The organism is uncultured Aquabacterium sp., assembly GCF_947366995.1.
In the GTDB taxonomy this organism is placed as follows: domain Bacteria; phylum Pseudomonadota; class Gammaproteobacteria; order Burkholderiales; family Burkholderiaceae_C; genus Aquabacterium.
Window position 1 is genome coordinate 1 of sequence record NZ_CANBCC010000058.1, and the last position, 25,572, is coordinate 25,572.

25 protein-coding genes are annotated in these 25,572 nt (G+C 68.7%); 10 read left to right on the forward strand and 15 right to left on the reverse strand.

Annotation, left to right across the window (positions count from 1 at the left end; genetic code table 11):
* From Q0Z44_RS13965 to Q0Z44_RS13990, 6 genes are all read right to left on the reverse strand, one after another.
* On the reverse strand, positions 1 to 597 hold a 597-nt coding region (locus Q0Z44_RS13965; RefSeq protein ID WP_298013778.1), incomplete at its 3' end, for a HyaD/HybD family hydrogenase maturation endopeptidase.
* A 40-nt stretch (positions 598 to 637) separates the two neighbouring features.
* On the reverse strand, positions 638 to 1,078 hold the full coding sequence (locus tag Q0Z44_RS13970) for a HigA family addiction module antitoxin (protein WP_298013781.1): 441 nt from the start codon (positions 1,076 to 1,078) through the stop codon (positions 638 to 640).
* An 18-nt stretch (positions 1,079 to 1,096) separates the two neighbouring features.
* Positions 1,097 to 1,834, reverse strand: coding sequence for a Ni/Fe-hydrogenase, b-type cytochrome subunit (gene cybH / locus Q0Z44_RS13975; RefSeq protein ID WP_298013783.1), 738 nt, complete (start codon positions 1,832 to 1,834; stop codon positions 1,097 to 1,099).
* A gap of 52 nt (positions 1,835 to 1,886) precedes the next feature.
* Positions 1,887 to 2,480, reverse strand: a complete 594-nt coding sequence (locus Q0Z44_RS13980) for a HupE/UreJ family protein (RefSeq protein WP_298013786.1) — start codon at positions 2,478 to 2,480, stop codon at positions 1,887 to 1,889.
* Between the two features lie 29 nt (positions 2,481 to 2,509).
* Entirely contained in the window at positions 2,510 to 4,363 is a 1,854-nt protein-coding gene (locus tag Q0Z44_RS13985; RefSeq protein WP_298013788.1) for a nickel-dependent hydrogenase large subunit, read from the reverse strand.
* Between the two features lie 18 nt (positions 4,364 to 4,381).
* Entirely contained in the window at positions 4,382 to 5,470 is a 1,089-nt protein-coding gene (locus Q0Z44_RS13990) for a hydrogenase small subunit (protein WP_109034642.1), read from the reverse strand.
* Between the two features lie 324 nt (positions 5,471 to 5,794).
* On the opposite strand from Q0Z44_RS13990, the gene murU reads away from it, so the two are divergent.
* The 4 genes from murU (at position 5,795) to Q0Z44_RS14010 (ending at position 9,569) form a co-directional block, all read left to right on the forward strand.
* A complete protein-coding gene (murU, locus tag Q0Z44_RS13995; RefSeq protein ID WP_298013792.1) occupies positions 5,795 to 6,499 on the forward strand; it encodes an N-acetylmuramate alpha-1-phosphate uridylyltransferase MurU in 705 nt (234 codons plus the stop codon).
* Positions 6,500 to 6,563: 64 nt separating this feature from the next.
* Positions 6,564 to 6,983 carry a hypothetical protein gene (locus tag Q0Z44_RS14000; protein ID WP_298013794.1) on the forward strand — a complete coding sequence of 140 codons (420 nt, stop codon included), beginning with the start codon at positions 6,564 to 6,566 and terminating at the stop codon, positions 6,981 to 6,983.
* Between the two features lie 11 nt (positions 6,984 to 6,994).
* Positions 6,995 to 8,362, forward strand: a complete 1,368-nt coding sequence (gene miaB, locus Q0Z44_RS14005; RefSeq protein WP_298013797.1) for a tRNA (N6-isopentenyl adenosine(37)-C2)-methylthiotransferase MiaB — start codon at positions 6,995 to 6,997, stop codon at positions 8,360 to 8,362.
* A gap of 103 nt (positions 8,363 to 8,465) precedes the next feature.
* Complete coding sequence (locus Q0Z44_RS14010; RefSeq protein ID WP_298013799.1) at positions 8,466 to 9,569, forward strand: hypothetical protein; 1,104 nt, start codon at positions 8,466 to 8,468, stop codon at positions 9,567 to 9,569.
* 9 nt (positions 9,570 to 9,578) lie between these two features.
* On the opposite strand, the gene bioF is transcribed toward Q0Z44_RS14010, so the two are convergent.
* Positions 9,579 to 10,811 carry an 8-amino-7-oxononanoate synthase gene (gene bioF, locus Q0Z44_RS14015; protein WP_298013801.1) on the reverse strand — a complete coding sequence of 411 codons (1,233 nt, stop codon included), beginning with the start codon at positions 10,809 to 10,811 and terminating at the stop codon, positions 9,579 to 9,581.
* Between the two features lie 152 nt (positions 10,812 to 10,963).
* Here bioF and Q0Z44_RS14020 point away from each other — a divergent pair, with 152 nt between their 5' ends.
* Positions 10,964 to 11,983 (forward strand): Fe(3+) ABC transporter substrate-binding protein, encoded by a 1,020-nt coding sequence (locus Q0Z44_RS14020; protein WP_109034632.1) that lies wholly within the window; start codon positions 10,964 to 10,966, stop codon positions 11,981 to 11,983.
* Between the two features lie 21 nt (positions 11,984 to 12,004).
* Here the strand turns inward: Q0Z44_RS14020 and Q0Z44_RS14025 are convergent, their stop codons facing one another.
* Positions 12,005 to 13,699 carry an iron ABC transporter permease gene (locus Q0Z44_RS14025; RefSeq protein WP_298013804.1) on the reverse strand — a complete coding sequence of 565 codons (1,695 nt, stop codon included), beginning with the start codon at positions 13,697 to 13,699 and terminating at the stop codon, positions 12,005 to 12,007.
* A 26-nt stretch (positions 13,700 to 13,725) separates the two neighbouring features.
* On the opposite strand from Q0Z44_RS14025, the gene Q0Z44_RS14030 reads away from it, so the two are divergent.
* Complete coding sequence (locus tag Q0Z44_RS14030) at positions 13,726 to 14,868, forward strand: ABC transporter ATP-binding protein (RefSeq protein ID WP_298013806.1); 1,143 nt, start codon at positions 13,726 to 13,728, stop codon at positions 14,866 to 14,868.
* A gap of 3 nt (positions 14,869 to 14,871) precedes the next feature.
* Here the strand turns inward: Q0Z44_RS14030 and nhaR are convergent, their stop codons facing one another.
* On the reverse strand, positions 14,872 to 15,780 hold the full coding sequence (nhaR, locus tag Q0Z44_RS14035) for a transcriptional activator NhaR (protein WP_298013808.1): 909 nt from the start codon (positions 15,778 to 15,780) through the stop codon (positions 14,872 to 14,874).
* A 100-nt stretch (positions 15,781 to 15,880) separates the two neighbouring features.
* Here nhaR and Q0Z44_RS14040 point away from each other — a divergent pair, with 100 nt between their 5' ends.
* Together Q0Z44_RS14040 and Q0Z44_RS14045 are read left to right on the forward strand one after the other, a co-directional pair.
* Positions 15,881 to 16,279 carry a hypothetical protein gene (locus Q0Z44_RS14040; protein ID WP_298013810.1) on the forward strand — a complete coding sequence of 133 codons (399 nt, stop codon included), beginning with the start codon at positions 15,881 to 15,883 and terminating at the stop codon, positions 16,277 to 16,279.
* 35 nt (positions 16,280 to 16,314) lie between these two features.
* Positions 16,315 to 17,043 carry a Bax inhibitor-1/YccA family protein gene (locus tag Q0Z44_RS14045; protein WP_298013812.1) on the forward strand — a complete coding sequence of 243 codons (729 nt, stop codon included), beginning with the start codon at positions 16,315 to 16,317 and terminating at the stop codon, positions 17,041 to 17,043.
* 84 nt (positions 17,044 to 17,127) lie between these two features.
* Here the strand turns inward: Q0Z44_RS14045 and Q0Z44_RS14050 are convergent, their stop codons facing one another.
* Positions 17,128 to 18,603, reverse strand: coding sequence for a PLP-dependent aminotransferase family protein (locus Q0Z44_RS14050; protein WP_298013814.1), 1,476 nt, complete (start codon positions 18,601 to 18,603; stop codon positions 17,128 to 17,130).
* Positions 18,604 to 18,706: 103 nt separating this feature from the next.
* Between Q0Z44_RS14050 and Q0Z44_RS14055 the strand changes: the two genes are divergently transcribed.
* A complete protein-coding gene (locus Q0Z44_RS14055) occupies positions 18,707 to 19,435 on the forward strand; it encodes a pyridoxamine 5'-phosphate oxidase family protein (protein WP_298013816.1) in 729 nt (242 codons plus the stop codon).
* A 20-nt stretch (positions 19,436 to 19,455) separates the two neighbouring features.
* Here Q0Z44_RS14055 and bioD read toward each other — a convergent pair whose 3' ends face one another.
* The 5 genes from bioD to Q0Z44_RS14080 are packed head-to-tail and all read right to left on the reverse strand — an operon-like array spanning position 19,456 to position 22,953.
* Positions 19,456 to 20,178, reverse strand: a complete 723-nt coding sequence (gene bioD, locus Q0Z44_RS14060; protein ID WP_298013819.1) for a dethiobiotin synthase — start codon at positions 20,176 to 20,178, stop codon at positions 19,456 to 19,458.
* Between the two features lie 33 nt (positions 20,179 to 20,211).
* Entirely contained in the window at positions 20,212 to 21,603 is a 1,392-nt protein-coding gene (gene bioA / locus Q0Z44_RS14065; protein WP_298013821.1) for an adenosylmethionine--8-amino-7-oxononanoate transaminase, read from the reverse strand.
* Positions 21,604 to 21,610: 7 nt separating this feature from the next.
* Entirely contained in the window at positions 21,611 to 21,985 is a 375-nt protein-coding gene (locus Q0Z44_RS14070; protein WP_298013828.1) for a 6-carboxytetrahydropterin synthase, read from the reverse strand.
* A gap of 37 nt (positions 21,986 to 22,022) precedes the next feature.
* Complete coding sequence (queE, locus tag Q0Z44_RS14075) at positions 22,023 to 22,685, reverse strand: 7-carboxy-7-deazaguanine synthase (protein ID WP_298013823.1); 663 nt, start codon at positions 22,683 to 22,685, stop codon at positions 22,023 to 22,025.
* A gap of 1 nt (position 22,686) precedes the next feature.
* Positions 22,687 to 22,953 carry a hypothetical protein gene (locus Q0Z44_RS14080; protein ID WP_298013824.1) on the reverse strand — a complete coding sequence of 89 codons (267 nt, stop codon included), beginning with the start codon at positions 22,951 to 22,953 and terminating at the stop codon, positions 22,687 to 22,689.
* A 153-nt stretch (positions 22,954 to 23,106) separates the two neighbouring features.
* Between Q0Z44_RS14080 and hemA the strand changes: the two genes are divergently transcribed.
* Positions 23,107 to 24,444, forward strand: a complete 1,338-nt coding sequence (gene hemA / locus Q0Z44_RS14085; protein WP_298013826.1) for a glutamyl-tRNA reductase — start codon at positions 23,107 to 23,109, stop codon at positions 24,442 to 24,444.
* The last annotated feature ends 1,128 nt before the right edge of the window (positions 24,445 to 25,572 follow it).

The window sequence follows — 25,572 nt, forward strand, 5'->3', positions numbered from 1 at the left end:
GGCCATCGCCAGCGTGTCGATGGTCACCGCGTCCTGCGCACCCAGCGGTCGGGTGCGAGGCGTCACGGTCACACCCCACTCGCGCAGCGTGTCCACGCCCTGTTGAAGCGCCCCTTCCATCGCCGCCTTCACGGTGTCGGTCAGGCTGCCGCCGTAGTCCTCGATCTGCTCGGGCTGGCAACCGATCAGGCGCACACGCTGCGGGAAACGCTCGGTCAGTTGCGCCAACATCAGCACCTCCTGGAAGCCGGTCTGGTGCAGGCTCATCTTCTTGGCGCCCATGAAACGCGGCACCTCGTCGTCGTCCACGATCTTCAGCGTGCCGGGCTCCAGGCCGTAATCGACGGCGTCAAAAATGAGCAGGTGGGTCGCCGACTGCACGTACTGGATCAGGTACAGCCCCTGCGTGCCACCGTCCACCAGCTCCACGTCAGGCGGCAGTTCGAAGCGCTGCTGAAAGGCCTCGACGCAGCGCACGCCAAAGCCTTCGTCGGCCCACAGCAGGTTGCCGATGCCCAGCACGATGACCGTGTCTTTGCCACCAGAGGTGTGACAGGCCGATTCGGACGAGGGGGGGCGGGATGCGGTGTCGTTCATGTCAGAAGGAGGAGGAGAAGGGGCGCCGAAGACGGGCCGCTCAGTGCGCGGCGACCACCGGCGGAGCCGAAGCAGGCAACGACGTCGACGCGCTGCGGACGGCGGCTCGGGCCAGTTCCGCCGCAGAGGGCGCACCCTCGGTCGACACGGCACGCCACGCTTTCCAGGCCTGGAAGCTGTCCCAGCGCGATTGCAAGGCCATCCAAAAGCCGGCATCCAGCCCGAAGGCCATGGCGCACCGCAGGGCGGTGTCCGGCGTGAGGCTGCGGCGGCCCACGATGATCTCGTTGAGCCGGCGGCGGGACACGCCCAACAACCGCGCCGCCTGCCCTTGCGTCAGGCCCAGGGGTTTGAGGAACTGACGGTCCAGGAAGCGGCCGGGGTGCACGGGCACCCGATGCGGCACACCGACCGGTTGCCGCCACGGCTGGGCCGCGGTCTGCAGACGGTGCTTCAACTGGGCGTGCAGGCTGGGCAGCATCGGGGCGTCCTTCGCGGCTCAGTCCTTGAAGGTGCGGAAGCCCGAGATCATCGTGCTGATGATGCTCTGGCGGCCCATGATGTCTTCCCGCACGGCCGCGTACACGTGCAGGACGATGAAGATGATCATCAGCCACATGCCGAAGTGGTGCCAGGTGTGCACGTCCTGCGACTGACCGAACAGCGGGATCACCCAGCTGAAGGCCGTGTGCGCCCACGATCCTGCACCGGCCCCTTCGCCATAAAGCGCAAAGCCCGTCACGCACATGAACACGGCGTTGAGCAGGAAGAGCAGGAACATCATCAGGCGGGCCATGGGGTTGTGGCCCACATAGCGCCCCGGAGACGGGATCAGGAAGGCGTACCACTTGAGCATGGTGACGACTTCCTTCCAGTAGGCCAGGCTGAACACGGGAATCGTGAACAGTTCGCGGGCGTGGTGGTTGCCGACGATGGCCCAGTAAGCCCGGCCGACCAGCCCCACGGCCAGCAGATAGCCCGCGGCGAAATGGGCAAAGCGGATGTAGCCCATCACATAGCTGTTGCTGGCCTCGCCGGGCATGGTGGGCAGCGGCGCACCGATGAAGTAGCCCGTGAGCGCCAGCACGAAGATGGCCCCGGCATTGATCCAGTGCCACAGGCGCACCGGGGCCTCGTAGACATAGACCGAGGTCGTGTGCTGGCCAGCGCGCACCTCGCGCTCGTCGACGCCGGTGGCGCGGGCCAGATCCTGGTCGGACGTGGATGAGGCGTTCATGCGGGTCTCCTCTTGTCGGCTTGTCTGTTTGGATCGGGCATCGGGCCGCGCGTCAGACGCGGGCCAGCATCAGCAGACCAGCCGCACCGAACAGGCCGCCCGCGGCACGCCACGTCCACAGTTGTGCGCGGCGCATCGCCGTGCCCACGCCCAGGCCCGCCACATGCAGCGCCAGCGTGCTGAGCACAAAGCCACCCACGTAGGCGATGGCGCTGGCGCCCACCGGCAGCTCGGCGCCGTGAGCCAGGCCGTGGAACACCGCTGAGGCGGCCACCAGCGACAGGCCGGCCGCCGCCGACCACTGGCGCACGCCGGCCAGCAGCACGCCGAACAGCACCACGCTGGTGGCGATCAGGGCCTCGGTGCCGGCCACGCGCAGGCCTGCCAGGCCCGCAGCCGCACCGGCCAACAGCGCCAGCACGAATACGGCCGGACCCAGCAGGGCACGGCGTGCCGGCAGCGCGGCGGCCGACCACATGCCCACGGCCACCATGGCCAACAGGTGATCCAGGCCCAGCGGATGAGCCAGGCCTTCGGTCAGGCCGTGGGCACCGTGGCCCGGGTGGGCCTGGGCCGCACCGGCGGCCAGCAGCATCGACAGCGGAATCAGGCCGCGACGGGCCCGCAGGAAGAAAGAAGCGTTCATGGGGTGTTCCTGTTCGGAGGGCGCGGTGATCAGCGGACCTTGACCTTGCACAGCTCGGCGCCGTCCGGGCTCATGACGTGGGTCGAGCACGCCAGGCAGGGGTCGAACGAGTGCAGCGTGCGCAGAATTTCGACCGGCTGTTCGGGGTTGACCATCGGCGTGTTGATCAGCGAGGCCTCGAAGGCACCGATCTGGCCCTTGTGGTCACGCGGCGAGCCGTTCCAGGTGCTCGGCACCACGCACTGGTAGTTCTCGATCTTGCCGTCCTTGATCTTGATCCAGTGGCCCAGCATGCCGCGCGGCGCGGCCACGGTGCCCACGCCCTTGGCCTCCTTCGGCCAGGTCGACGGGTCCCACTTCTCGACGTTGGCCGTGGCGGTGTCGCCGGCCTTGATGTTGGCGATCAGTTCCTTGTAGTCGTCCAGCATCATCTCGCCGCAGTACTGGCCTTCCAGCGCGCGGGCCAGCGTGCGGCCGATCGTGGTGGGCAGCAGCTGCTTGAGCGTGTACTGCGTCTCCGGCATGCCCAGCGCCTTCGGCAGGTGGGTGTTGATCATGCCCGCTGCGTATTCCAGCTGCTCCTTCGGGCGCTGGGCGTACTTGTTGCCCTTGTTCGCGTGCGCATAGGCCAGGATGTAACGCGACAGCGGGCCCACCTCCAGCGCATGACCACGCCAGCGCGGGGCCTTGATCCACGAGTACTTGGCGCTCTCGTCGATCTCTTCGATGTTGGTGCGCGAGCCCTTGGTCTTGCTGCCCAGTTCGAAGTGGGGCTCGGTCACGCCGTCCCACGGGTGCAGGCCCTTGGTCTCGTCAGCATAGGTGTACCAGCTGTGGGCCACGAACTCCTGCACCTGCTCCGGATCGCGCGGGTCGATCGGCAGGATCTCGTCCCAGTTGCCATTGAGGATCACGCCACCCGGCAGCTGGTGGGTGCTGTGGTCGTAGGGCACCTTCTCGTAGGTGCCGTAGTCGGCCACGTTGGTGGCGCTCAGGCCACCGCCATACAGCCAGCCGGCCTGCTTGTAGATGGTGCCGATGGCCAGCACATCCGGGATGTAGACGTTCTTGTTGAACTCGATCATCTCGTGGATGCGCGCCTCGATGAAGTTCAGGCGCTCCATGTTCAGCGGCGCGCCGGAGGCGCCCTGCCCATCGAGGTTGATCGCGCACGGCACGCCGCCCACGAGGTAGTTCGGATGCGGGTTCTTGCCACCCAGAATCGCATGAATCTTGACCCATTCCTTCTGCAGGTCGAGCGCCTCCAGGTAGTGGGTCACGGCCATCAGGTTGGCCTCAGGGGGCAGCACATAGGCCTTCGAGCCCCAGTAGCCATTCATGAAGGGGCCGAGCTGGCCGCTTTCCACGAACTTCTTCAGGCGGTTCTGGATGTCGCGGAAGTAGCCGGCCGACGACAGCGGGTGCGACGGCGACACCATCTGCTGCAGTTCGCTGGTCTTCTTCGGATCGGCGTTCAGGGCCGACACCACGTCTACCCAGTCGAGCGCGTGCAGGTGGTAGAAGTGCACCGCATGGTCGTGCACCTGCAGCGTCTTCGCCATGATCTCGCGGATCAGGTGCGCGTTCTTCGGAATTTTGATGCCGAGGGCATCTTCCACCGCGCGCACCGAGGTCAGCGCATGGCAGCCCGTGCACACGCCGCAGATGCGCTCGACGAAGGCCCACGCATCACGCGGATCACGCCCCTTGAGGATGACCTCGAGGCCGCGCCACATCGTGCCGGTCGACACGGCGTTGGTGATGACGTTGTTGCTGTCGACGTTGACCTCGCAACGCATGTGGCCCTCGATGCGGGTCACCGGGTCCACCACGATGCGGCGGCCGCTGTTGTCGAGCTTGAAGCCTTGGGTTTCGTAAGACATGAGAGAGGCTCCGCCTGATCAGGAATGGCTGTTGTTCGAGGTGTTCGCGCCGTTGCCCTGGGCCGCGCGCTTGATGGCCGAGACGGCCGCGTGGGCCGCCACGCCGGCACCCACCACCGCGGCGGCGCCACCGCCGATCTGGTCGGCCGTGCCTTCGATGCCGAACTGATGCACCGTGGTCAGGCGGTCGTAGAACGAGCCCTTGTCCCAGAAGCCGTCTTCCGAGCAGCCGATGCAGCCGTGGCCCGACTTGATCGGGAAGCTCGTGCCCTCGTTCCACATCACGGTCGAGCAGGCGTTGTACGTGGTCGGGCCCTTGCAGCCGACCTTGTAGAGGCAGTAGCCCTGGCGCGCGAACTCGTCGTCGAACGACTCCACGAACTGGCCAGCGTCGAAGTGCGGACGGCGGTAGCACTTGTCGTGAATGCGCTGGCTGTAGAACATCTTCGGGCGGCCCTGGCGGTCGAGCTCGGGGATGCGGTCGAAGGTCAGCATGTAGGTGATGACACCGGTCATCACCTCGGCGATCGGCGGGCAGCCCGGCACCTTGATGATGGGCTTGTCGGTGATCACCTTGTGCACGGGCACGGCCTGCGTCGGGTTCGGCTTGGCGGCCTGCACGCAGCCCCAGCTGGCGCACGAGCCCCAGCTGATGATGGCCTTGGCGTCCTTGGCCACGTGCTTGAGCTGGTCCAGGAAGGGCCGGCCGCCGATGATGCAGCTCATGCCATCCTGGTTCAGCGGCGGGTTGCCTTCCACGGCCAGGATGTAGTTGCCCTTGTACTTGGTCATGACCTCTTCGAGGATGGCCTCGGCCTGGTGACCGGCAGCGGCCATCAGCGTGTCGTCGTAGTCGAGCGAGATCATCGAGAGCACGACATCCTTGGCCAGCGGGTGGGCCGAGCGGATGAAACTCTCGGAACAGCACGTGCACTCCAGCCCGTGCAGCCACAGCACGGGCGTGCGCGGCTTGGTTTCCATGGCGTGGGCAATCTGCGGCACGAAGGCCGGGCCCAGGCCGAGCGAGGTCGCGGTCAGGGAGCAGTACTTGAGAAAACTGCGGCGCGAAATGCCCTGGCGTCGCATCACTTCATAGAACGTTTCCATCGCGCGGTGTCTCCGGTTGTGTGGGGTGTCATCGGCTCGTCACACCCCCCTGGGTGCACGGCCTCGGCCCTCTCCGTCTCCAGACGGTCGGGGATGTCTGTTCCCAAGATCCGTGCCTGCCTGAACGCCACCCGTGTCACGCCGCACCACCCGCTCCAAGTCCCTGTCAGCACTGGCTTTTTGTCACAACCGTGACAGACGGCATCGCCTTGGCCCGGGTTAACACGCGACACCTTGGCTGACAGAATGGCAAGCAAACTGGAAGATTCTTGACCACCTGGATGCAAGTCGCCTTGTCACTCGCCTTGCCCGACAATCTGGCCCATGCCTCAGCTTCCCGCCCTGATCCTGGCCGCCGGCCGTGGCGAGCGCATGCGCCCGCTGACCGACACCACCCCCAAGCCTTTGCTGACCGTACGCGGCCAGCCGTTGATTGCCTGGCACCTTCAGGCGCTGGCCCGCGATGGCGTGCGTGACGTGGTGATCAACACCGCCTACCTGGAAGACCGGTTCGAGCCCGCGCTGGGCGATGGCAGTCGCTGGGGTCTGCGGATCACCTACAGCCACGAAGGGCGCGACCACGGCGGCGCGCTGGAAACGGCTGGCGGGATCGCCAAGGCCCTGCCGCTGCTGGGCGACGCGTTCTGGGTGCTGGCGGGTGACGTCTTCGTGCCCGGCTTCCGCTTCGACGCCGACGAGGCCGAGGCCTTCCGCGCCGGCGACGACTGGGGGCGCATCTGGCTGGTGCCCAACCCGCCCCATGTGCCGCAAGGCGACTTTGCGGTCGATGGCGATCAGCGCGTGTGGCGCAAGGACGCGGCCCCCGCTGGCGCCCGCACCGGCACCTACTCGACCATCGGCCTGTACCGCCCGGCCATCGTCGACGGCGTGCGTGTGGGCGACAAGGCGGCCCTGCGGCCCAGCCTGGAGCGCGCGATCGACGCGGGCCGACTCAGCGCCCGCTGGCTGGAAGGCGAATGGACGGATGTCGGGACGCCCGAGCGGCTGGCGATGCTGAACGCCGGCTGAACCCCCACAAAAGGCACCGGCCGGTAGAATCCAGGGTTTCGTCCACAGCCCCTGGATCAACACCATGCCCCGCTGTTCTCTGACGGACGCCGCTCGGCGCGCTGCTCCTGCGCTCACCCTGATGCTGTCCTGTCTGGCCGCCCCGGCGCTGGCACAAGTCACCCAACTGGCCCGCGTGCTGCCGCCGGACACCCTGCGCGGTGCGCTGGTGGTGGGTGTGCCGCCCGAAGCCGCACTCAACAAGCAGGCAATCCGCCTGGCTCCTGGCGTGCGCATCCGCGGCAGCAACAACATGCTGATGCTCAGCGGAGAAATCGGCGGCTTCAGCGGCAAGGTCAACTACCGGCTCGAGACCGGCACCGGCCTGCTCAAGGAGATCTGGGTTCTGACGGACACCGAAGCCAGTGCACTGTGGCCCACGACGCCCCAGGAGGCCGCGACCTGGGTCTACGACCCGATCGCGCTGCGCTGGACCAAGCCCTGAAGACCGACACCATGAGCGACACCCCCACGAACACCGCCCCCCGCAAGGTCTACATCAAGACCTACGGCTGCCAGATGAACGAATACGACTCGGGCAAGATGTCCGACGTCATGAACGCGGCCCAGGGCTACGAGCCGACCAACAACCCGGAAGAAGCCGACCTCATCCTCTTCAACACCTGCTCGATCCGCGAGAAGGCGCAGGAGAAGGTGTTTTCCGACCTCGGCCGCGTCAAGCACCTGAAGGAAAAGGGCGTGATGATCGGCGTGGGGGGTTGCGTGGCCAGCCAGGAAGGCGCCGCCATCATCGAGCGTGCACCGTACGTGGACGTGGTCTTCGGCCCGCAGACGCTGCACCGCCTGCCGCAGATGCTGGCCCAGCGCCAGCAGGCCAAGCGCCCGCAGGTCGACATCAGCTTCCCCGAGATCGAGAAGTTCGACCACCTGCCCCCGCCGCGCAAGGAGGGCGCCTCGGCCTTCGTGTCCATCATGGAAGGCTGCTCGAAGTACTGCAGCTACTGCGTGGTGCCCTACACCCGCGGTGAAGAAGTGTCCCGCCCCTTCGACGACGTGCTGACCGAGGTGGCCGACCTGGCCGACCAGGGCGTCAAGGAAGTGACGCTGCTGGGCCAGAACGTCAACGGCTACCGCGGCAAGATGGGCGACACCGCCGAGATCGCCGACTTCGCCATGCTGCTCGAGTACGTCGCCGAGATCCCCGGCATCGAGCGCATCCGCTACACCACCAGCCACCCCAACGAGTTCAGCCAGCGTCTGATCGACGTCTACGGCAAGACGGACAAGCTGGTGAACCACGTGCACCTGCCGGTGCAGCACGGCTCCGACCGCATCCTGATGGCCATGAAGCGCGGCTACACGGCGCTCGAGTACAAGAGCACCATCCGCAAGCTGCGCGCCGTGCGGCCGAACATCAGCCTGTCGACCGACTTCATCGTCGGCTTCCCCGGCGAAACCGACGACGACTTCGACAAGCTGATGAAGCTGGCCACCGACCTCGAGTTCGACGCCTCGTTCAGCTTCATCTACAGCGCGCGCCCCGGCACGCCGGCCGCCTCGCTGGCCGATGACACGCCCCACGAGGTCAAGCTCAAGCGGCTGCAGACGCTGCAGGCCTACCTCGAGTCGAACGTGCTGCGCTACAGCCAGGCACTGGTCGGCACCCGCCAGAAGATCCTGGTCGAGGGCCCCAGCCGCAAGGACCCGTCCGAGCTGATGGGCCGCACCGAGTGCAACCGCATCGTCAACTTCGCGGCCGGCCCCACGCAGGCCCTGCGCGACCGACTCGTTGGCCAGCTGATCGACGTGACCATCACCACCGCCTATCCGCACTCGCTGCGCGGCGATCTGTTGCTGGCGTGATCCGTCTAAACGCGAAACAACCCCGGGATTTCGGTCGTACTGACCCGATCCGCGGGTTGTGACGCATTGCACAGTTCGGGGACCGATCACCAAGCTGTGCACCATGAAGTTACTGCGACTTTGCCTCGACCAGATCGGCGTCGGGCGCCCCCTTCCCTGGAACGTCTACAACGACGCCGGTCAGCTCGTACTGCGCCAGGGCCACATCGTGCGTGACGAGGCGCAACGCGAGGGCCTCATCCTCCGGGGAGCCTACATCGACCACCAGGTGCACGGCGAGGCGACCGACACGCAGGACCTCCACGCGGTGCGCGAACATTCGGCCTCGCTCTGGCAGGACGTGCGCACCCGCGCCGAAGCCCTGCTGCTCGAGCCAGGCGAGGCCGAGCCCTTTCGTCGCGGGATGAAAGTCATTGGGGGGCACATCGAGTTCGCGGTGGTCCATCACCTCGATGAAAGCCTGTTCGAGCTGCTGCATCGGGAGGGGCGCAACACGCCGGCCGTCTCGCACGTGATCCAGGCGGCCTTCCTGGCCAACATGGTGGCGATTCGGCTGGGCTGGCCCAATGCCATGGTGCGCTCCACCGTGCACGCGGCCCTGACGATGAACCTCGCGAGCCTGCAGCGGCAGAACGCGTTGCACGAGCGCGCCCGGCCGCTCGATGTGGCAGAGCGCGCCGACATGGCCGAGCACGGTGCTCAGGGGCGGCTGTTGCTGGAGATGCTGGGCGTGGAAGACCGTGACTGGCTGCAGGCGGTGGCGCATCACCACCCTCCGGAAGATGGCCGCTCGCTGACAGCCTGGCGTCACACGGCAGGCGACATGGCCTGTCTGTTGCACCATGTGGACCTGTACTTGGCCAAGGTCAGCAGCCGTGCCTACCGGGCCGCCCTGGCGCCCGACGTGGCGGCGCGCCAGTTGTTCCACCGCGGAGGCGGCGCGGCCAATCCGTTTGCCAGCGCCCTGATCAAGGAGGTCGGGCTTTTCCCGCCCGGAGCCAGCGTGCGGCTGGCCAACGGTGAACTGGCGGTGGTGTTGCGCCGCGGCGAGCTGGCCCACCTGCCCGAAGTGTGCGCCGTGCAGGGCGCAGATGGCATGGCGCTGCCCCAGCCTGTGCGCCGCCGCACCAGCGAGCCTGCCTACAAGGTCGTGGCCGCCGTACCCCGGGGCGTGGTCACCCTGCCGGCCGAAGCCGCCCTGCACTGAACTGCGCGCTCAGCGCGGACACCGTGCCAGCGCGGCCACCAGCTTGTCCACCTGCACCAGCGTGTGCGCCGCCGATAGCGAAATGCGCAGCCGCGCCGTGCCTTCCGGCACCGTGGGCGGACGGATGGCCGGCACCCACACACCCTGTTCATCGAGCTGCGCCATGACGGCCAACGCGTCGGCGTTCGAGCCGATCACCAGCGGCTGGATGGCCGTGTCCGAGGGCATCAGAATCCAGGGGATCTGCGCTGCCGCGAGGCCCTCACGCAGCCGCGTGCGCAAGGCGTGCAGATGTTGTCGGCGCTGCGGCTCCTGCTGGATCACATCGATGGCGGCACGCAGCGATGCCGCGATGACGGCCGGGGCCGCCGTCGCAAACATGTAGGTGCGCGCCTTCTGCATCACCCACTCCACCATGTCAGGGTGGCCGGCCACGAAGGCGCCCGACACGCCCGCCGCCTTGCCCAGCGTGGCCATGTAGATCAGCCGGTCCATGCGCCCCTGCCAGGCGGGCGCCACGCCGTTCACCCCGGTCATGCCGAAATGGGCCAGCGTGCCCTCGCCATGCGGGCCCAGCACGCCATAGCCGTGTGCGTCGTCGATCAGCAGCCAGGCATCGTGGCGCTCGCACAGGGCCATCAGGGCGGGCACGTCGGCCACATTGCCGTCCATGCTGAACACCGCGTCCGTCACCACCAGCTTGCGGCGTGCGGTGCTGGCAGCGAGGGCAGCGTCCAGCGCCGCCAGGTCCGCATGGGGCACCACGTGCAGCTCGGCCCGCGACAGGCGAATGCCATCGATCAGGCAGGCGTGGTTCAGGGCATCGGAAAACACCGCGTCCCCCCGGCCCACCAGCGCCGGCACCAGGCCCACGTTGGCCGCATAGCCGGCATAGAAGTACAGCGCGCGCGGCAGGCCCACGTGGGCCGCCAGCGCCGCCTCCAGCTGCTCGTGCTCGGGGCTGTGGCCGCACACCAGCGGCGAGGCCGTCGCCCCCACACCGTAGCGGTCGATGGCGGCATGGGCGGCCGCCAGCAGCGCCGGGTGCTGCGACAGGCCGAGGTAGTCGTTGCTGCCGAAGGACAGGCGGGGCTGCCCGTCGATCAGGTAGGTGGTGCCACGCAGGGCTTCATCTTCGGGCGTCAGGGTGGCCGGGGCCAACACTGGGGCCACCTGGCGGCGCCGGCGCAAGGCCAGGTTCTGGCGCAGGCCGTTCAGCGCTTCGTCAAACGGGAGAGTCATGCGGCCAAGGGTAGCAGAGGCGACAGTCCCGCGACATGCACGCCACAACGTCCCGCACCCCTGCAAATGCGAATCATTCCTGCTATCTTTCGGGATTGCGGACGCTGCGCCGCACCCTTTCCCGATCCACCCGCAAAAGGAATCGCAACAACATGGCCCGACTGCTGCCCCGCCTTGCCACCCTGACCGTGATCGCCCTGGCCTGCCAGGCCCACGCCGACGACAAGGTGCTCAACATCTATTCGGCTCGTCATTACCAGACCGACGAGGCCTTCTACGCCGACTTCACCAAGCAGACGGGCATCAAGATCAACCGGCTGGACGGCAAGGAAGACGAACTGCTCGAACGCATCAAGAACGAAGGCGCGAACTCGCCGGCCGACATCCTGATCACCGTCGACGCCGCCCGTCTGGCGATCGCCGACCAGGCTGGCCTGTTCCAGCCCATCCAGTCCAAGGTGCTGACCCAGCGCATTCCAGCCCACCTGCGCACGCCGAACTGGATCGCGTTTTCCACCCGCGCCCGCGTCATCGTCTACAACAAGGCCAACGTGAAGGCCGAGTGGGTGCAGACCTACGGTGACCTGGCCCACCCGCGCCTGAAGGGCCAGGTGTGCGTGCGCGCCGGCTCGCACCCCTACAACCTGTCGCTGGGGGCGGCCTTCATCGCCCACGACGGCGAGCAACAGGCCGAAGCCTGGGCCCGTGGCCTGGTGCAGAACTTTGCCCGTAACCCCAAGGGGGGCGACACCGACCAGATCAAGTCCGTGGCCGCCGGCGAATGCGGCGTGGCCATCTCCAACAGCTACTACCTGGCCCGCCTGATGCGCTCGACCAAGCCGGAAGACCAGAAGGTCGTGAACGCCATCGGCATCGTGTGGCCCAACCAGCAGACGTGGGGCGCACACATCAACGTGTCGGGCGCCGGCATCATCAAGACCGCGCCGAACCGCGCAGCGGCCGTCAAGTTCATGGAGTACCTCGCCAGCGACAAGGCCCAGGCCTACTTCGCCGACGGCAACAACGAATGGCCCGCCGTGCCGAGCGTGAAGGTCGACAACCCGGCGCTCAAGGCCATGGGCCCGTTCAAGGCCGACACCCTGCCGGTGGCCGAGCTGGCCAAGAACGCGGCCACGGCCCAGAAGGTGTTCGACCGCGCCGGCTGGCGTTGAGTCGAGGTCAGCGCGGGAAGCTCACTGCGGGGCGGCATCGCCCTGTCGGCCCCGCGCAATCTCGCGGCTCAGCACGATGAGGGGCAGCAGGCCCACCACCACGATCGCCAGCGCGGCGGTCGAGGCTTCGGTGAGTCGCTCGTCGGAAGCGAGCGTGTAGGCCTGCGTGGCGAGCGTGTCGAAGTTGAAGGGCCGCATCACCAGCGTGGCGGGCAGCTCCTTCATTACGTCGATGAACACCAGCAGCGCGGCCGTCAGCAGGCTGCCGCGCAACAGGGGGAAGTGCACGCGGCGCAGCGTGGCCGCGGGCGTCAGGCCCAGGCTGCGAGACGCGTTGTCCATGTTGGGCGTGACCTTCAGCAGCCCCGCGTCGACGGCCTGCACGGCCGGTGTCAGAAAGCGCACGGCGCAGGCATAGACCAGGCCGGCCAGCCCCCCGGTGATCAGCAGGCCCCCCTCCCATCCCCATGTGCGACTGGCCCAGTCGGTGAGCCAGTTGTCGATGCGCGTGACCGGGATCAGCACCCCCACCGCGATCACGGTGCCCGGCAGGGCATAGCCCAGACCCGCCAGGCGATGCACGCCCCGCACCAGCCACGAAGCCTGCAGGCGCGCGGCATAGCCCAGCAGCAATGCCAGCAGCACGGCGATGAAGGCCGTCATGGCCGACACCGTGACGCTGTTGCGGGCCAGCTCAATGAAGCGCGTGCCGAACTGCGCATCGCCTTCGGTCACAGCCATCTCCAGCAGGATGCCGGCCGGCAGCAGAAAGCCGAGGCACAGGGGCAGCAGGCAGGCCGCCACCGCCAGCGCCGCCCGGCCGCCGCGCAGCCGCACCGAGGCAAAGCGTGCACGCCGCAGCGTCGTGTCATGGAAGCGCGCCCGGCCCCGTGACAGGCGCTCCATCGCCAGCACGAGCACCACAAAGCCCAGCAGCGCCGTGGCCAGTTGGGCTGCGGCCACGCGATCACCCAGAGAGAACCACGCCCGGTAGATGCCGGTGGTGAAGGTCTGCACGCCGAAGTACGACACCGCGCCGAAGTCGGCCAGCGTCTCCATCAGCGCCAGCGCCACGCCCGCGGCGATCGCGGGGCGGGCCAGCGGCAGGGAGACCCGGAAGAAACTGGCCCACGGCCCCAGCCCCAGCGAGCGCCCGGCTTCCAGCATGCCGCCCGCCCGCTCGAGAAAAGCCGTGCGCGCCAGCATGTAGACATAGGGATAAAGCACCAGCGAGAACAGCACCACCGCCCCGCCCAGCGAGCGCACATCCGGGAACCAGTAGTCCGCTCGCGTCCAGCCGAAAGCCTCGCGCAACGCCGTCTGCACCGGCCCCACGAACTGCAGCAGGTCGGTGTAGGTGTAGGCCATCACGTACGCCGGCACGGCCAATGGCAGCACCAGCGCCCATTCGAGGGCGCCGCGCAACGGGAAGTCGTAGCGCGTCACCAGCCAGGCAGCACCCACACCCATGCAGGCCGTGCCGAAACCCACCCCAACACACAGCACCAGCGTCGAGCGGATGTAATCGGGCAGCACCGTCGCTGAGAGGTGGGCCCAGGTGTCGCCGGTGCCGGTCGACAGCACATGGCTGATGACCGCCAGCACGGGCAGGGCCATCAGCGCCCCCACGACCAGCGTCGCCACGCTGAACCACAGGGCCGGCAAGCGGGACAGTCGCCACGCGGCGGCGGCGGGGGAAGGCAGGGTCAGGCTCATGTCAATTGAGAATTATGATCGTTCGCATGCCCACCGCTGTTTTTCAGAGCGCGCCGGAACGTGCGCAAGTCCATGTCAGCGCAACACACGACGCCGCCTGGCTGGTCGTGGACCGCATCGCCCTGCGCTACGGCACGCGCACCGTCGTCTCCGACCTCAGCTTCGCCCTGCCCCGCGGCACGCTGGCCTGCCTGCTCGGCCCTTCCGGCTGCGGCAAGACGTCGGCGTTGCGGGCCATCGCCGGCTTCGAGCCACTGTTCGACGGCCAGATCCGCCTGGCGGGCCAGGTGCTGAGCGCGCCCGGCCGCCTGACCCCGCCCGAGAAGCGCCGCATCGGCATGGTCTTCCAGGACTACGCGCTGTTCCCTCACCTCACGGTAGCGCAGAACGTCGGCTTCGGCCTGCGCGGGCAAGGCGATGCAGCCGACCGCGTGGCCGCCATGCTCGACACCGTGGGCCTGGGGGCTGCCGCCGCGCGCTACCCGCACGAACTCTCGGGCGGCCAGCAGCAGCGCGTGGCGCTGGCCCGCGCGCTGGCGCCCCAGCCGAGCATCCTGCTGCTCGACGAGCCCTTCTCCAACCTCGACGTGGCCCTGCGCGAGCACCTGGCGGGCGAGGTGCGCGACATCCTGAAGGCCACGCAGACCACCGCCATCCTGGTCACACACGACCAGCATGAGGCCTTCGCCATGGCGGATGTGATCGGGGTGCTGGCCGACGGCCGCCTTCAGCAATGGGACACGGCCTACGGTCTGTACCACCGCCCGGCCAACCGGCGCGTGGCTAACTTCATCGGCCAGGGCGCCTTCGTGCCCGCCACCGTGCTGGATCCGCACCGCCTGAGTCTGGCGTTCGACGCCGGCCAGGTGCACCGCGACGACACCACCTTCACGGCCGACACCGCCCTGCCCTTCACGCCGGGCAGCCGCGTCGACGTGCTGCTGCGCCCCGACGACGTCGTGCACGACGACGCCAGCCCGCTGCAGGCCCGCATCGTGCACAAGGCCTTCAAGGGTGCCGAGTTCCTCTACACCCTGGCCCTGCCCAGCGGCAACGAGGTGCTGTCGCTCGTGCCGTCGCACCACGACCACGCGATCGGCGAGCCCATCGGCATCCGGCTGGAGATGGACCACCTGGTCGCCTTCCCGCAGGAAGGCGCGGGCCGCTGAGGCTCACCGGCTCCAGGCGGCGAACAGGCCCTGGCGTGCGGCCTCCGTGATGGCGAGCACGCCCGGGTGCGTGAGCCGCCGGTCCACCGTGATCACGTAAAAGGCCTCGACCAGGTCGGTGGCCTCGCCCAGCAGCGTCGCACCGAACTGGCCGCGCACCTGCTCATCGAGCACCATCGGCGCCGTGAACACCCCGTGCCCCTGCTGCCCCAGCGTCATCACCATCGCGCTGTCGTCGAACTCGCCGGCCAGCACGGGCTTGAGGCGATGGCGCCCAAGCCACTGGCCCAGCCGCACCCCCATGGCCGACTCGGTGCCCGGCGCCAGCAGTGGCACGCCATCCAGGCATTGGGGAAAGGGCTGCCCGGTCAGCCGCTTCGCCAGCGGGCCGGCGGCATAAAAGCCCACGTGCGCCCCACCCAGGCGGTGGTTGTAGGCACTCACACTCAGCGAAGGCGGCAGGGGCGTGTCGGACAGCACCAGGTCGAGCCGGTGCACCGCCAGCTCGGCCAGCAGGCTGTCGAGCTTCCACTCCCGGCACACCACCTTGAAGCGCTGTGGTCCCTGGAACGCCGGCTCAAGCAGCCGCGCGGCCACCAGCTTTGGCACCGCATCGGCAATGCCCACCCGCAGTTCCACGGGCCGGGCCGTGCCCCCCGGCTGGCTGAGTGCCTGCTCCAGCTGCGCGCCCAGGCTGAAGATGTCCTGCGCGTAGCTGAAGGCCAGCTCGCCTGCTTCCGTCAGTGCCAGCTTGCGGCCCTTCTTGCGAAACAGCGGCTGCCCCAGGCTGTCTTCCAGCAGCTGGATCTGACCGCTCACGGTCTGCGGCGTCACGTGCAGATGTTCACCCGCCTGCGCCACGCCGCCCAGCCGCGCCACCGTCCAGAAGTAGAGCAGGTGCTTGTAATTCATATCGGTTTTTTCGAAAGCTTCACGAAACAAATTCGAATTTACCTGATGCTTTCGACCCCGTACAGTCAAACCGTCATCCACTCTCATTGCGAGGTTCAACATGCGCGTTTTCATCCAGACTCATGGCCTGATCCTGTCGCGGGAGGACCGCGAACACATCCGTCAGCGCCTGCACCAGGCCCTGACCCGCTTCGGTCGCCAGGCCATGGGCGCCACCCTGCACCTGAGCGACACCAATGGACCGCGCGGCGGTGAGGACAAGGACTGCCACCTCGTGGTCGAGCTCGAAGACACCACCACTGTGGTGCGCGACCGTGGCGGCGCCGTCCGGGCCCTCGTGGACCGGGCCGTACACCGCGCGGTGCACGCCGTCAACCGGCAGCTGAAGGAAATGCAGCACCGCGCCCAGCGCGTGCCGTCCCTCAGCCGCAGCCGCCACGAAAGCCCGCGCAACCGCCGCCTGGCGCGCGCGATGACTGCCATCCCCGACGGTGCCTGAACGCACCTGACCCGTTTTTGTTGAAGGAGCCCCTCATGTCTGACGACCTTCGTCGTACCCCCCGAGCCATCCCCCTGAACCAGCAAGCCGCCTGGCATGGCGTGGAAGACGCCCGCTATGCCGACGGCAACGCGATCGGCGCCAGCGCCCGCAAGGTGCTGCGCAACACCTACGCGCTGCTGGGCATGACGCTGCTGTTCAGCGCCGCCGTGGCAGGCACCGCCATGACGCTGAACCTGCCCCATCCGGGGCTGATGCTCAGCCTGATCGGCATGTTCGGCCTGATGTTCCTGGTGCACAAGACCGCGAACAGCGGCTGGGGTCTGCTGTCCGTGTTCGCCTTCACCGGCTTCATGGGTTACGGCCTGGGCCCCATCCTGGGCAAGGTGCTGGCCATGCCGCATGGCAGCGCCGTCGTCACGAACGCCCTGGGTGCCACCGCGGTGGCCTTCATCGGCCTGTCGGCGGTCGCCCTGAGCACCAAGCGTGACTTCAGCGCCATGGGCAAGATGCTGTTCGTCGGCATGCTGGTGGCCTTCGCCCTCAGCCTGGGCGCGATCTTCTTCCAGATCCCCGCCCTGGCACTTGCCGTGTCCGGCCTGGTCGTGATGCTGAGCTGCGGCCTGATCCTGATGGAAACCAGCCGCATCGTGCATGGCGGCGAGACCAACTACATCCTCGCCACCATCGGCCTGTACGTGACGATCTACAACCTGTTCAGCAGCCTGCTGATGCTGTTCGGTCTGGGCGGCAACGACGAGTGACGCCGCCCGGGTCGGGTGCTGCGGCCGCCGCTGCCCGACCTCTGTCACTTCCGAACGACGCCCCCGGCCGCCCGACCTGCCCGCTCAGGTTCGGGCGGCCTTTGCTTTGGGGGCCTGGATGTCGCTGGCGGCGGTGGCCAGCGCCTGAACGTGGTCGGCGGCCCGGTCGGCCGGCACGTGGGCGTAGCCCATCACCAGGCCATTGAAGCCCGCCGGGCCGCCCGTGCCGTAGGCGCTCAGCGCACGCGGCCCCAGGCCCCGCTGTGCAGCGGCCCGCGCCACGGCCACGTCGGGCAGGTCGTCTGGCAGGCTGAGGACCAGGTGCATGCCGCAATCGCCGCCCAGCACCGTGCCCGGCCAGCGCCAGTGGCGAGCCAGCGCCTCGCGCAGGGCCTGCTGCCGCTCGGCATACAGCACGCGCATCCGACGCAGATGCCGCGTGAAGTGACCCTCGTCGATGAAGGCCGCCAGGGCGCGCTGCTCGGTCGCCCGACCGCGCGGCCACAGCGCCCCCGCCAGGCCGGTTGCCCGCTCCGCGACCGCGGCGGGCAGCACGACAAAGCCCAGGCGCAGGCCGGGGAACAGGGTCTTGCTGAACGTGCCGAGGTAGGCCACCGGGGCGTCGGGCTCCAGGCCCTGCATGGCCGCCAGCGGCGGGCCGGCGTGCCGGAACTCGCTGTCGTAGTCGTCTTCCAGGATCCACGCGCCGTGGGCACGCGCCCGGGCCAGCAAGGCCAGACGGCGCGGCAGACTCAGCACCGATCCCAAGGGGTACTGGTGTGAGGGGGTGGTGTAGATCAGGCGGGGTGGCGCCTGCTGCCACAGCGCAGCCGGGGGCGACATCCCTTCGGCATCTACCGTCACGGGCACACAGTGCAGGCCGGCCGCGCGCAGGGCCGCGAACGCCCCACCGTAGCCCGGGTGCTCGATCCAGGCGGTGTCCCCTGCATCCGCCAGCAGCAGCGCACACAGCGCCAGCCCCTCCTGGGTGCCTTCGGTGACGATCACCTGGCCGGGCCCGCAGTCCACGCCCCGGGAGGCCCGAAGGTAGGTCGCAATCGCCTGACGCAGTTCGGGCTCACCGGCCGCGTCGCGGTAACCGGCCTCACGCCACGCCGCCTGGCGGGCGGCCCGCGCCGAAACCCGCTGCCACGCCGCCCACGGAAAGGCATCCAGGGCCGGGTTGCCGGGCACGAACGGCTGCAGTTGCGCCTCGGCCGAACGGGGCCTCTGAAATCCGGCAGACCGACGGGACAACGGCGGCATGGCGGCGCCGCGCGGCACGGTGCGCCGGGGTCGCTCGAGGGCGCAGACCACCGTGCCCTGCCGGTCTGCCTGCACATACCCCTCGGCCGCCAGTTGTTCGTAGGCATGCAGCACGGTGTTGCGGGCGATCTTCAGCAGGCCGGCCAGCGCCCGCGTGGACGGCAGCACCGCGCCCGCCTGCAGCCGCCCTTCCACCACTGCCTCACGCAGCACACGGTAGAGCCGCCGCTGCAGCGGCTCGGGGACGCCGGGCAACAGCAGCGGGTCGTTCTTCAGCCAATGCAGGTCGCTCATGTCGTGGCTCCATCATCAAGCCGTCTTGTGGCTCTTTGCATGGTGCCACGGCCACCCTATCTTTCCAGGGTCGTTTCACCGATTCAGATCAGGAGGAATCACCTTGTCCCACGCCATCGACACATCGCCCGTCGGCACGCCCCCGTCAGGCCGCACCACCATCCGTCGCGCCAGCGAGCGCGGCCATTACGACCGCGACACGGTGCACGCCATCGTTGACGCGGCCTGGCTGTGCCATGTGGCCTTCACCGACACACGCGGCGCCGGCAACGACACCGAGCCCTTCGCGGTGTGCCTGCCCACGGCGTGCTGGCGGATCGGCGACGCGCTCTACATCCATGGCTCGAACGGCAGCCCGATGATGCGACGCCTGGCCAGTGGCACGGTGGCGTGCGTGACCATCACCCACCTGGACGGCCTGGTGCTGGCACGCTCCGCCTTCTCGCATTCGATGAACTACCGCTCGGTGGTGGCGTACGGCCGCTTCAGCGTCGTGCCCGATGCGGACAAGCCGGCGGTGCTGGACGCCTTCATGGCCCGCTTGCTGCCGGGCCGCGAGCACGAGGCGCGTCCGGCGGACGAGAGCGAGCTGAAAGCCACCCTCGTGCTGTCCATGCCGCTCGATGAAGCCAGCGCGAAGGTGCGCAACTGGGGCCCGCGCGACAAGGAGCACGACGCCCATCACCCGGCCTGGGCGGGCGTGCTGCCACTGGCCATCACCCGGCTGCCCCCGGTACCCGACGAGCGCAGCCGGGCGACGGGCCAGGCCCTGCCGGCTTCGGTGACGGACTGGCTGGCCGTCGATCCCGGGCCGGCTCCCTTGTCACCCTGAGGCGGCCAGGCCGCAGAGGATCAGGGCAGGCTCAGTGAACGAGCCAGTGCCTCGGGCTTGGCATCCGGGTCCCAGGGCCAGTGGGCCAGCATGGGCGCCTGGATGCGACGCTGCAGCGTGACGAGGTTGGCGGCCTGCTCGGGCATGGTGGGGTCGACCGCGTTGGCCACCCAGCCGGCCAACGTGAGCCCGCGCGAGACAATGGCCTCCTGCGTGAGCAGGGCATGGTTCAGGCAACCCAGCCGCAGGCCCACCACCAGGATCACGGGCAGACCAAGCCGCTGGGCCAGGTCGGCGCTGGTCAGCCACTCGCCCGGGTCGCCGCTGGCATCGGCCAGAGCCGGGTCGTGCAGGGGCACGATGAAGCCGCCGGCTCCCTCCACCACCACCGCGTCTGCATGCTGGTGCAGCGCATGGAAACTGGCCTCGATGTGGGCCAGGTCGATGCGCTCGCCCGCGTTGCGTGCAGCGATGTGCGGTGACACCGCATCGGGCAGCGCGTACGGATTGTCGAAGCTGCTTGGCACACGCAGGCTCGCGGCCGCGCGCAGGGCCACCACGTCCTCGTTGAGCCATTGGCCGGGATGGCCGTCCGCGCCGGGCACCCAGTCGCACCCGGCCGCCACCGGCTTCATGCCCACCACGCGCGCATGGCCGGCGGCGCGCAGGGCGTGAATCAAGGCGCTGCTGGTGCGGGTCTTGCCGATGCCGGTGTCGGTGCCGGTGATGAAGTAGGCGGGCATGGTGTCTCGCGAAGGGGGAAAGGTGGCGCCCGATCAGGGCACCGGCACAGTGGCGGCGCCGGCCTCGGGCAGCGCATCGCACTCGCTCAACACCTGACCCAGCACACGCAGCAGCCCCTCGGCCAGGAAGGACTGGTCCGCCGGGGTCAGCACGTAGGGCGGCATCACGTACAGCGTGGCGCCAATCGGGCGCAGCAGCAGCCCCGCCTCCATCGCGGCACGGTGGTAGCGCGCGGCAAACGTCGGCTCGGCCACGTCAATGTCCCACGCCCAGATCATGCCGATGCGGCGGTGCGCCTTCACCCGCGGATGCGCCCGCAGCGGGGCGGTCAGGTCATCGAAGCGGGCTGCGGCCTCGCGGTTGCGCGCCAGCACATCGCGGCCTTCGGCATCGCGGGCGGCCAGGGTGTCCAGCACGGCCAGCGCCGCCCGGCACGCCAGCGGGTTGCCGGTGTACGAATGCGAATGCAGAAAGCCGTGGACGGTGCGGTCGTCGTAGAACGCGGCGTACACGTCGTCGGTGGTCAGCACGGCCGACAGCGGCAGCACGCCGCCCGTCAGGCCCTTGCTCAGGCAAATGAAATCGGGCTTGACCGCGATGCCATCGGGCCCGATGGCCTGCTGGTGCGCGAACAGCGTGCCCGTGCGGCCGAAGCCCACGGCGATCTCGTCGGCCACCCAGTGCACCTGGTAACGGTCGCACAGGGCGCGCACGGCCACCAGGTAGGCCGGGTCGTACATCGCCATGCCGGTAGCCCCCTGCACCAGCGGCTCGAGGATCAGCGCCGCCGTCTCTTCGTGGTGCTCGGCCAGCCAGGACTCCAGCGCCGCGATGCAATGCGCGAGGTGGGCCTCGGGGCTCACACCTGGCGCTGCGCGACGCGGGTCGGGCGACGGCAGCGTGGTGCTCAGGCGCAGCAGCGGCGCATACGCTTCGCGGAACAACGGGATGTCGGTGACGGACAGCGCCCCGGCCGTTTCACCGTGGTAGCCCCCTTCCAGCCCGATGAAGCGATGCTTGCCGGGCCGGCCGCGGTTGCGCCAGCTGTGGGCGCTCATCTTCAGCGCGATTTCGGTGGCGCTGGCCCCGTCGCTGGCATAGAAGGCGTGGCCCAACCCCGTCAGCGCGGCCAGCCGCTCCGAGAGTTCGACCACCGGCGGGTGCGTGAGCCCGGCCAGCATGATGTGGTCGACCCGGCCCAGCTGGTCGGTGATGGCCTCGCGGATGGGCGCGAAGTTGTGGCCGAACAGGTTGACCCACCACGAGCTCACGGCATCGAGGATGCGATGGCCCTGCTCGTCGATCAGCCAGGGGCCGTCGGCGGCGACGATGGCGCGCGGCGGAAACCGCTCGTGCACCTTCATCTGCGTGCACGGGTGCCAGACGGCCGCGCGGCTGCGTTCGGCCAGGCTGCGGTCGCTCATGGCGGGCTCAGGCTTGCGGGCGGTACACGCAGCGGTCGCCCGCGGCGCGCGAGACCGCCACGCTCGACACCTGCGGAATGCGGCGCTGCACGTGATCGTGGATGAACACGCTCAGGTTCTCGAGCGTGGGCGCGCCCAGGCCGGCGACTTCGTCCAGGAAGTGGTGATCCAGCTGGCTGCGGATCTCGGCCAGCACCTCGCGCAGCACGGCCAGGTCGACCACCATGCCCGATTCGGGCTGGCGCTCGCCGCGCACCGTCACCTCGGCGGTGTAGGTGTGACCGTGGATGCGGCGGCTGCCCGCGGCTTCCTCAGGCGAGACATTGCGCTTCAGCGTGTGTGCAGCGTCGAAAGAAAAGGTCTGACTCAGTTCGAACATGATGTTTCCCGAAAGGGCTGACGGGCCCTTTCCGTGTGCTTCAGCGAATGCCCAGTGTCTTGTGGGTCTGCACGCTGAGCAACCAGCGCGGATGGTCCAGACACCACTGGACCGCCCAGCTCATGGCCTCGTCCCGCGCACCCGGCAGCGCGCTGTCCATGGCCTGCACCCTGAACTGCTGGAAGTCCAGCCTTTCAAAGGCGAGCAGATCGTCTTCGGTGAAGCCGGCCTGCGGCACCACCACCTTGAGTTCATGACCGCGCGTCTGCACCAGGGTAGAGCCCGCTTTCGGGCTCACGCAGATCCAGTCCAACCCGGCCGGCGCGGCCACCGTGCCATTGGTCTCAACCGCGATCTCGAAACCCTGCGCGTGCAGCGCCAGCACCAGGGCCTCGTCGACCTGCAGCAGCGGCTCGCCGCCGGTCAGCACAACAAAGCGCTGGCCCTGTGAGCCCGCGGGCGTGTCGGGCCAGAACGACGCGATGCGCGTGGCCAGTTCGGCCGGCGTGGCGAACTTGCCCCCACCCAGCCCGTCGGTACCGACGAAATCGGTGTCGCAAAAGCGGCAGACAGCGTCCGCACGGTCGGCCTCGCGGCCCGTCCAGAGGTTGCACCCCGCGAAGCGGCAGAACACGGCCGGCCGGCCGGCGTGCGTGCCCTCGCCTTGCAGGGTGTAGAAAATTTCCTTGACGCTGTAGGTCATCTCAACGCAATCCCGTCCACCAGATCACCAGCGCCGACGACAGCACCAGCGCGCCATACGTCAGCATGGCGCCGTCCCGGCCCGTCAGCAAGAGCCCGCCCACCAGCACGCCGGCGCCAACCGCCGCCACACCCCGAGCCTGAATCCACCACTGTCCCCGCAGCGTCTTCCAGAACGCCAGACGAGCCAGCGTGGGCGCCAGCAGCGCCATGCCGAAGGCCGGCAGGAAGAAGTTGAAGAGGTGGATGAGCGCGTCGAGCGGTCCCATGGCGTTCCGGCATCAGGCCCGCGCCCCGTTCGGCGGCACTTGCCCTGAATCAACAAACAACGTCGAAATGGGCACGCCCTATCGCCGCAATCAAGAAAAGGGCAGGCGAACAGGCCCACCCATGGTCAACCCTGGATTTTATAATGCCGCCTCATGACTGTCTTGACCCTGGGCCTCAACCACACAACCGCCGCCGTCGATCTGCGCGGCCGGTTCGCGTTCGCGGTGGACCAGCTTGCGCCCACGCTCAAGACCCTGCACCAGCGCCTGACCGGCGCCACGCAGGCTGAAGTCGCCCTCCTGTCCACCTGCAACCGCACCGAGCTGTACTGCGCCGCCGGCCACCCGGCCGAGCCGGTGCACGCACTCCAGCATGCCGCGGTCGACTGGCTCTCGGGCATCGGCGGCGTCTCGCACGACGAACTGATGCGCCACACCTATGTGCTGGAAGGCGGCCAGGCCGCACGCCATGCCTTCCGCGTGGCCAGCGGGCTCGATTCCATGGTGCTGGGCGAACCCCAGATCCTCGGGCAGATGAAGCAGGCCGTGCGCGAAGCCGACACCGCCGGCACCCTGGGCACGACGCTGCACCAGTTGTTCCAGCGCAGCTTTGCCGTGGCCAAGGAGGTGCGCACGTCCACCGAGATCGGCGCGCACTCCATCAGCATGGCCGCCGCCGCGGTGCGCCTGGCCGGCCAGCTGTTCGAAGACCTGCGCAAGACCCGCGTGCTGTTCGTGGGCGCGGGCGAGATGATCGAGCTGACCGCCACACACTTCGCTGCGCGCAACCCGCGGGTGATGGCCGTGGCCAACCGCACGCTCGAACGCGGCGAAAAGCTCGCCACCCACCTGGGCGCCCAGGCCATGCGTCTGGCCGACCTGCCCGATCGCCTGCACGAGTTCGACATCGTCGTCTCCTGCACGGCGAGCACCCTGCCCATCATCGGGCTGGGCGCGGTGGAACGCGCGCTCAAGGCCCGCAAGCGTCGCCCCATGTTCATGGTCGACCTGGCCGTGCCGCGCGACATCGAATCCGAAGTCGGCCAGCTGGGCGACATCTACCTCTACACCGTCGACGACCTCTCGGCCCTGGTGCAGACCGCCGGCGAAAAGCGCCAGGCGGCCGTCGCCCAGGCCGAGGCCATCATCGAAACCGGCGTGCAGGGCTTTGTGCACTGGCTGGACCAGCGCACCACCGTGCCGCTGATCCAGGCGCTGCACGCCCAGGCCGACGCCTGGCGCGCCGCCGAACTGGCGCGCGCACGCAAGCAACTGGCCAAGGGGGCCGACCTGGAACAGGTGCTCGACATCCTGTCGAAGGGCCTGACCCAGAAAATGCTGCACGGCGCCATGGCCGAACTGCACAGCGCCAGCCCGCACCACCGCCCGCAGGTGGCGGCCACGCTGTCGCGCCTCTTCCTGCGCGGTGAACTGCCCCGCGCCGGCGTGCAACCGGACGACCGCCACCAGCCGGACGAGGACAAGGCGTGAGCGGCGGCCTGGCGCCGTCGCTCGCCGCCTCGCTCGAACGCCTGGGCCACCGCCTGCAGGAGCTCGACGCCGCTTTGGCCGACCCGGCCGTGGCCGCTGACAACAAGCGCTACCGCGAACTGTCTCGCGAGCATGCCGAAGTCAGCAGCGTGTGCGACCTGGCCCGCCGCCACACCCAGCGCCAGCTCGACCGCGACACCGCCCGCCAGCTGCTTGACGACGCCGGCGACGACGCCGAGATGCGCGCCATGGCCACGCAGGAAATCGCCGACGCCGAAGCCGAACTGGCGCAGCTGGAAACCGAGCTGCAGACCGCCCTGCTGCCCCGCGACCCAGACGACCACCGCAACGCCTTCGTGGAAATCCGCGCCGGCACCGGCGGCGACGAGTCAACGCTGTTTGCCGCCGACCTGGCCCGCATGTACCTGCGCCACGCCGAACGCCAGGGCTGGCGCACCGAGATCCTGTCGGCCAGCGAGTCCGATCTGAACGGCTACAAGGAAGTCGTGATCCGCATCGAAGGCGATGGGGTCTACGGCCGGCTCAAGTTCGAATCCGGTGGTCACCGCGTGCAGCGCGTGCCGGTCACCGAAACCCAGGGGCGCATCCACACCAGCGCCTGCACCGTGGCCGTGCTGCCCGAGCCCGACGAGGCCGAAGAGGTGCAGATCAACCCGGCCGACCTGCGCATCGACACCTTCCGCGCCAGCGGCGCCGGCGGCCAGCACATCAACAAGACCGACTCGGCCGTGCGCATCACCCACCTGCCCACGGGCCTGGTGGCCGAATGCCAGGACGACCGCAGCCAGCACCGCAACAAGGCCAAGGCGCTGGCCGTGCTGGCCGCCCGCATCCGCGACCAGGAGCGCATCGCGCGCCAGGCGAAAGAGGCCGCCACCCGCAAGAGCCTGGTGGGCACGGGCGACCGCTCCGACCGCATCCGCACGTACAACTTCCCGCAGGGCCGGCTGACCGACCACCGCATCAACCTCACGCTCTACAAGCTCACCAGCATCATGGAAGGCGACCTGGCCGACGTGACAGCCGCGCTGCTGGCGGCCCAGGCCGCAGACCAGATCGGAAGAGCGTCGTGTAGGGAATGAGTGTCGTTCGGCGTGTAGATCTCGG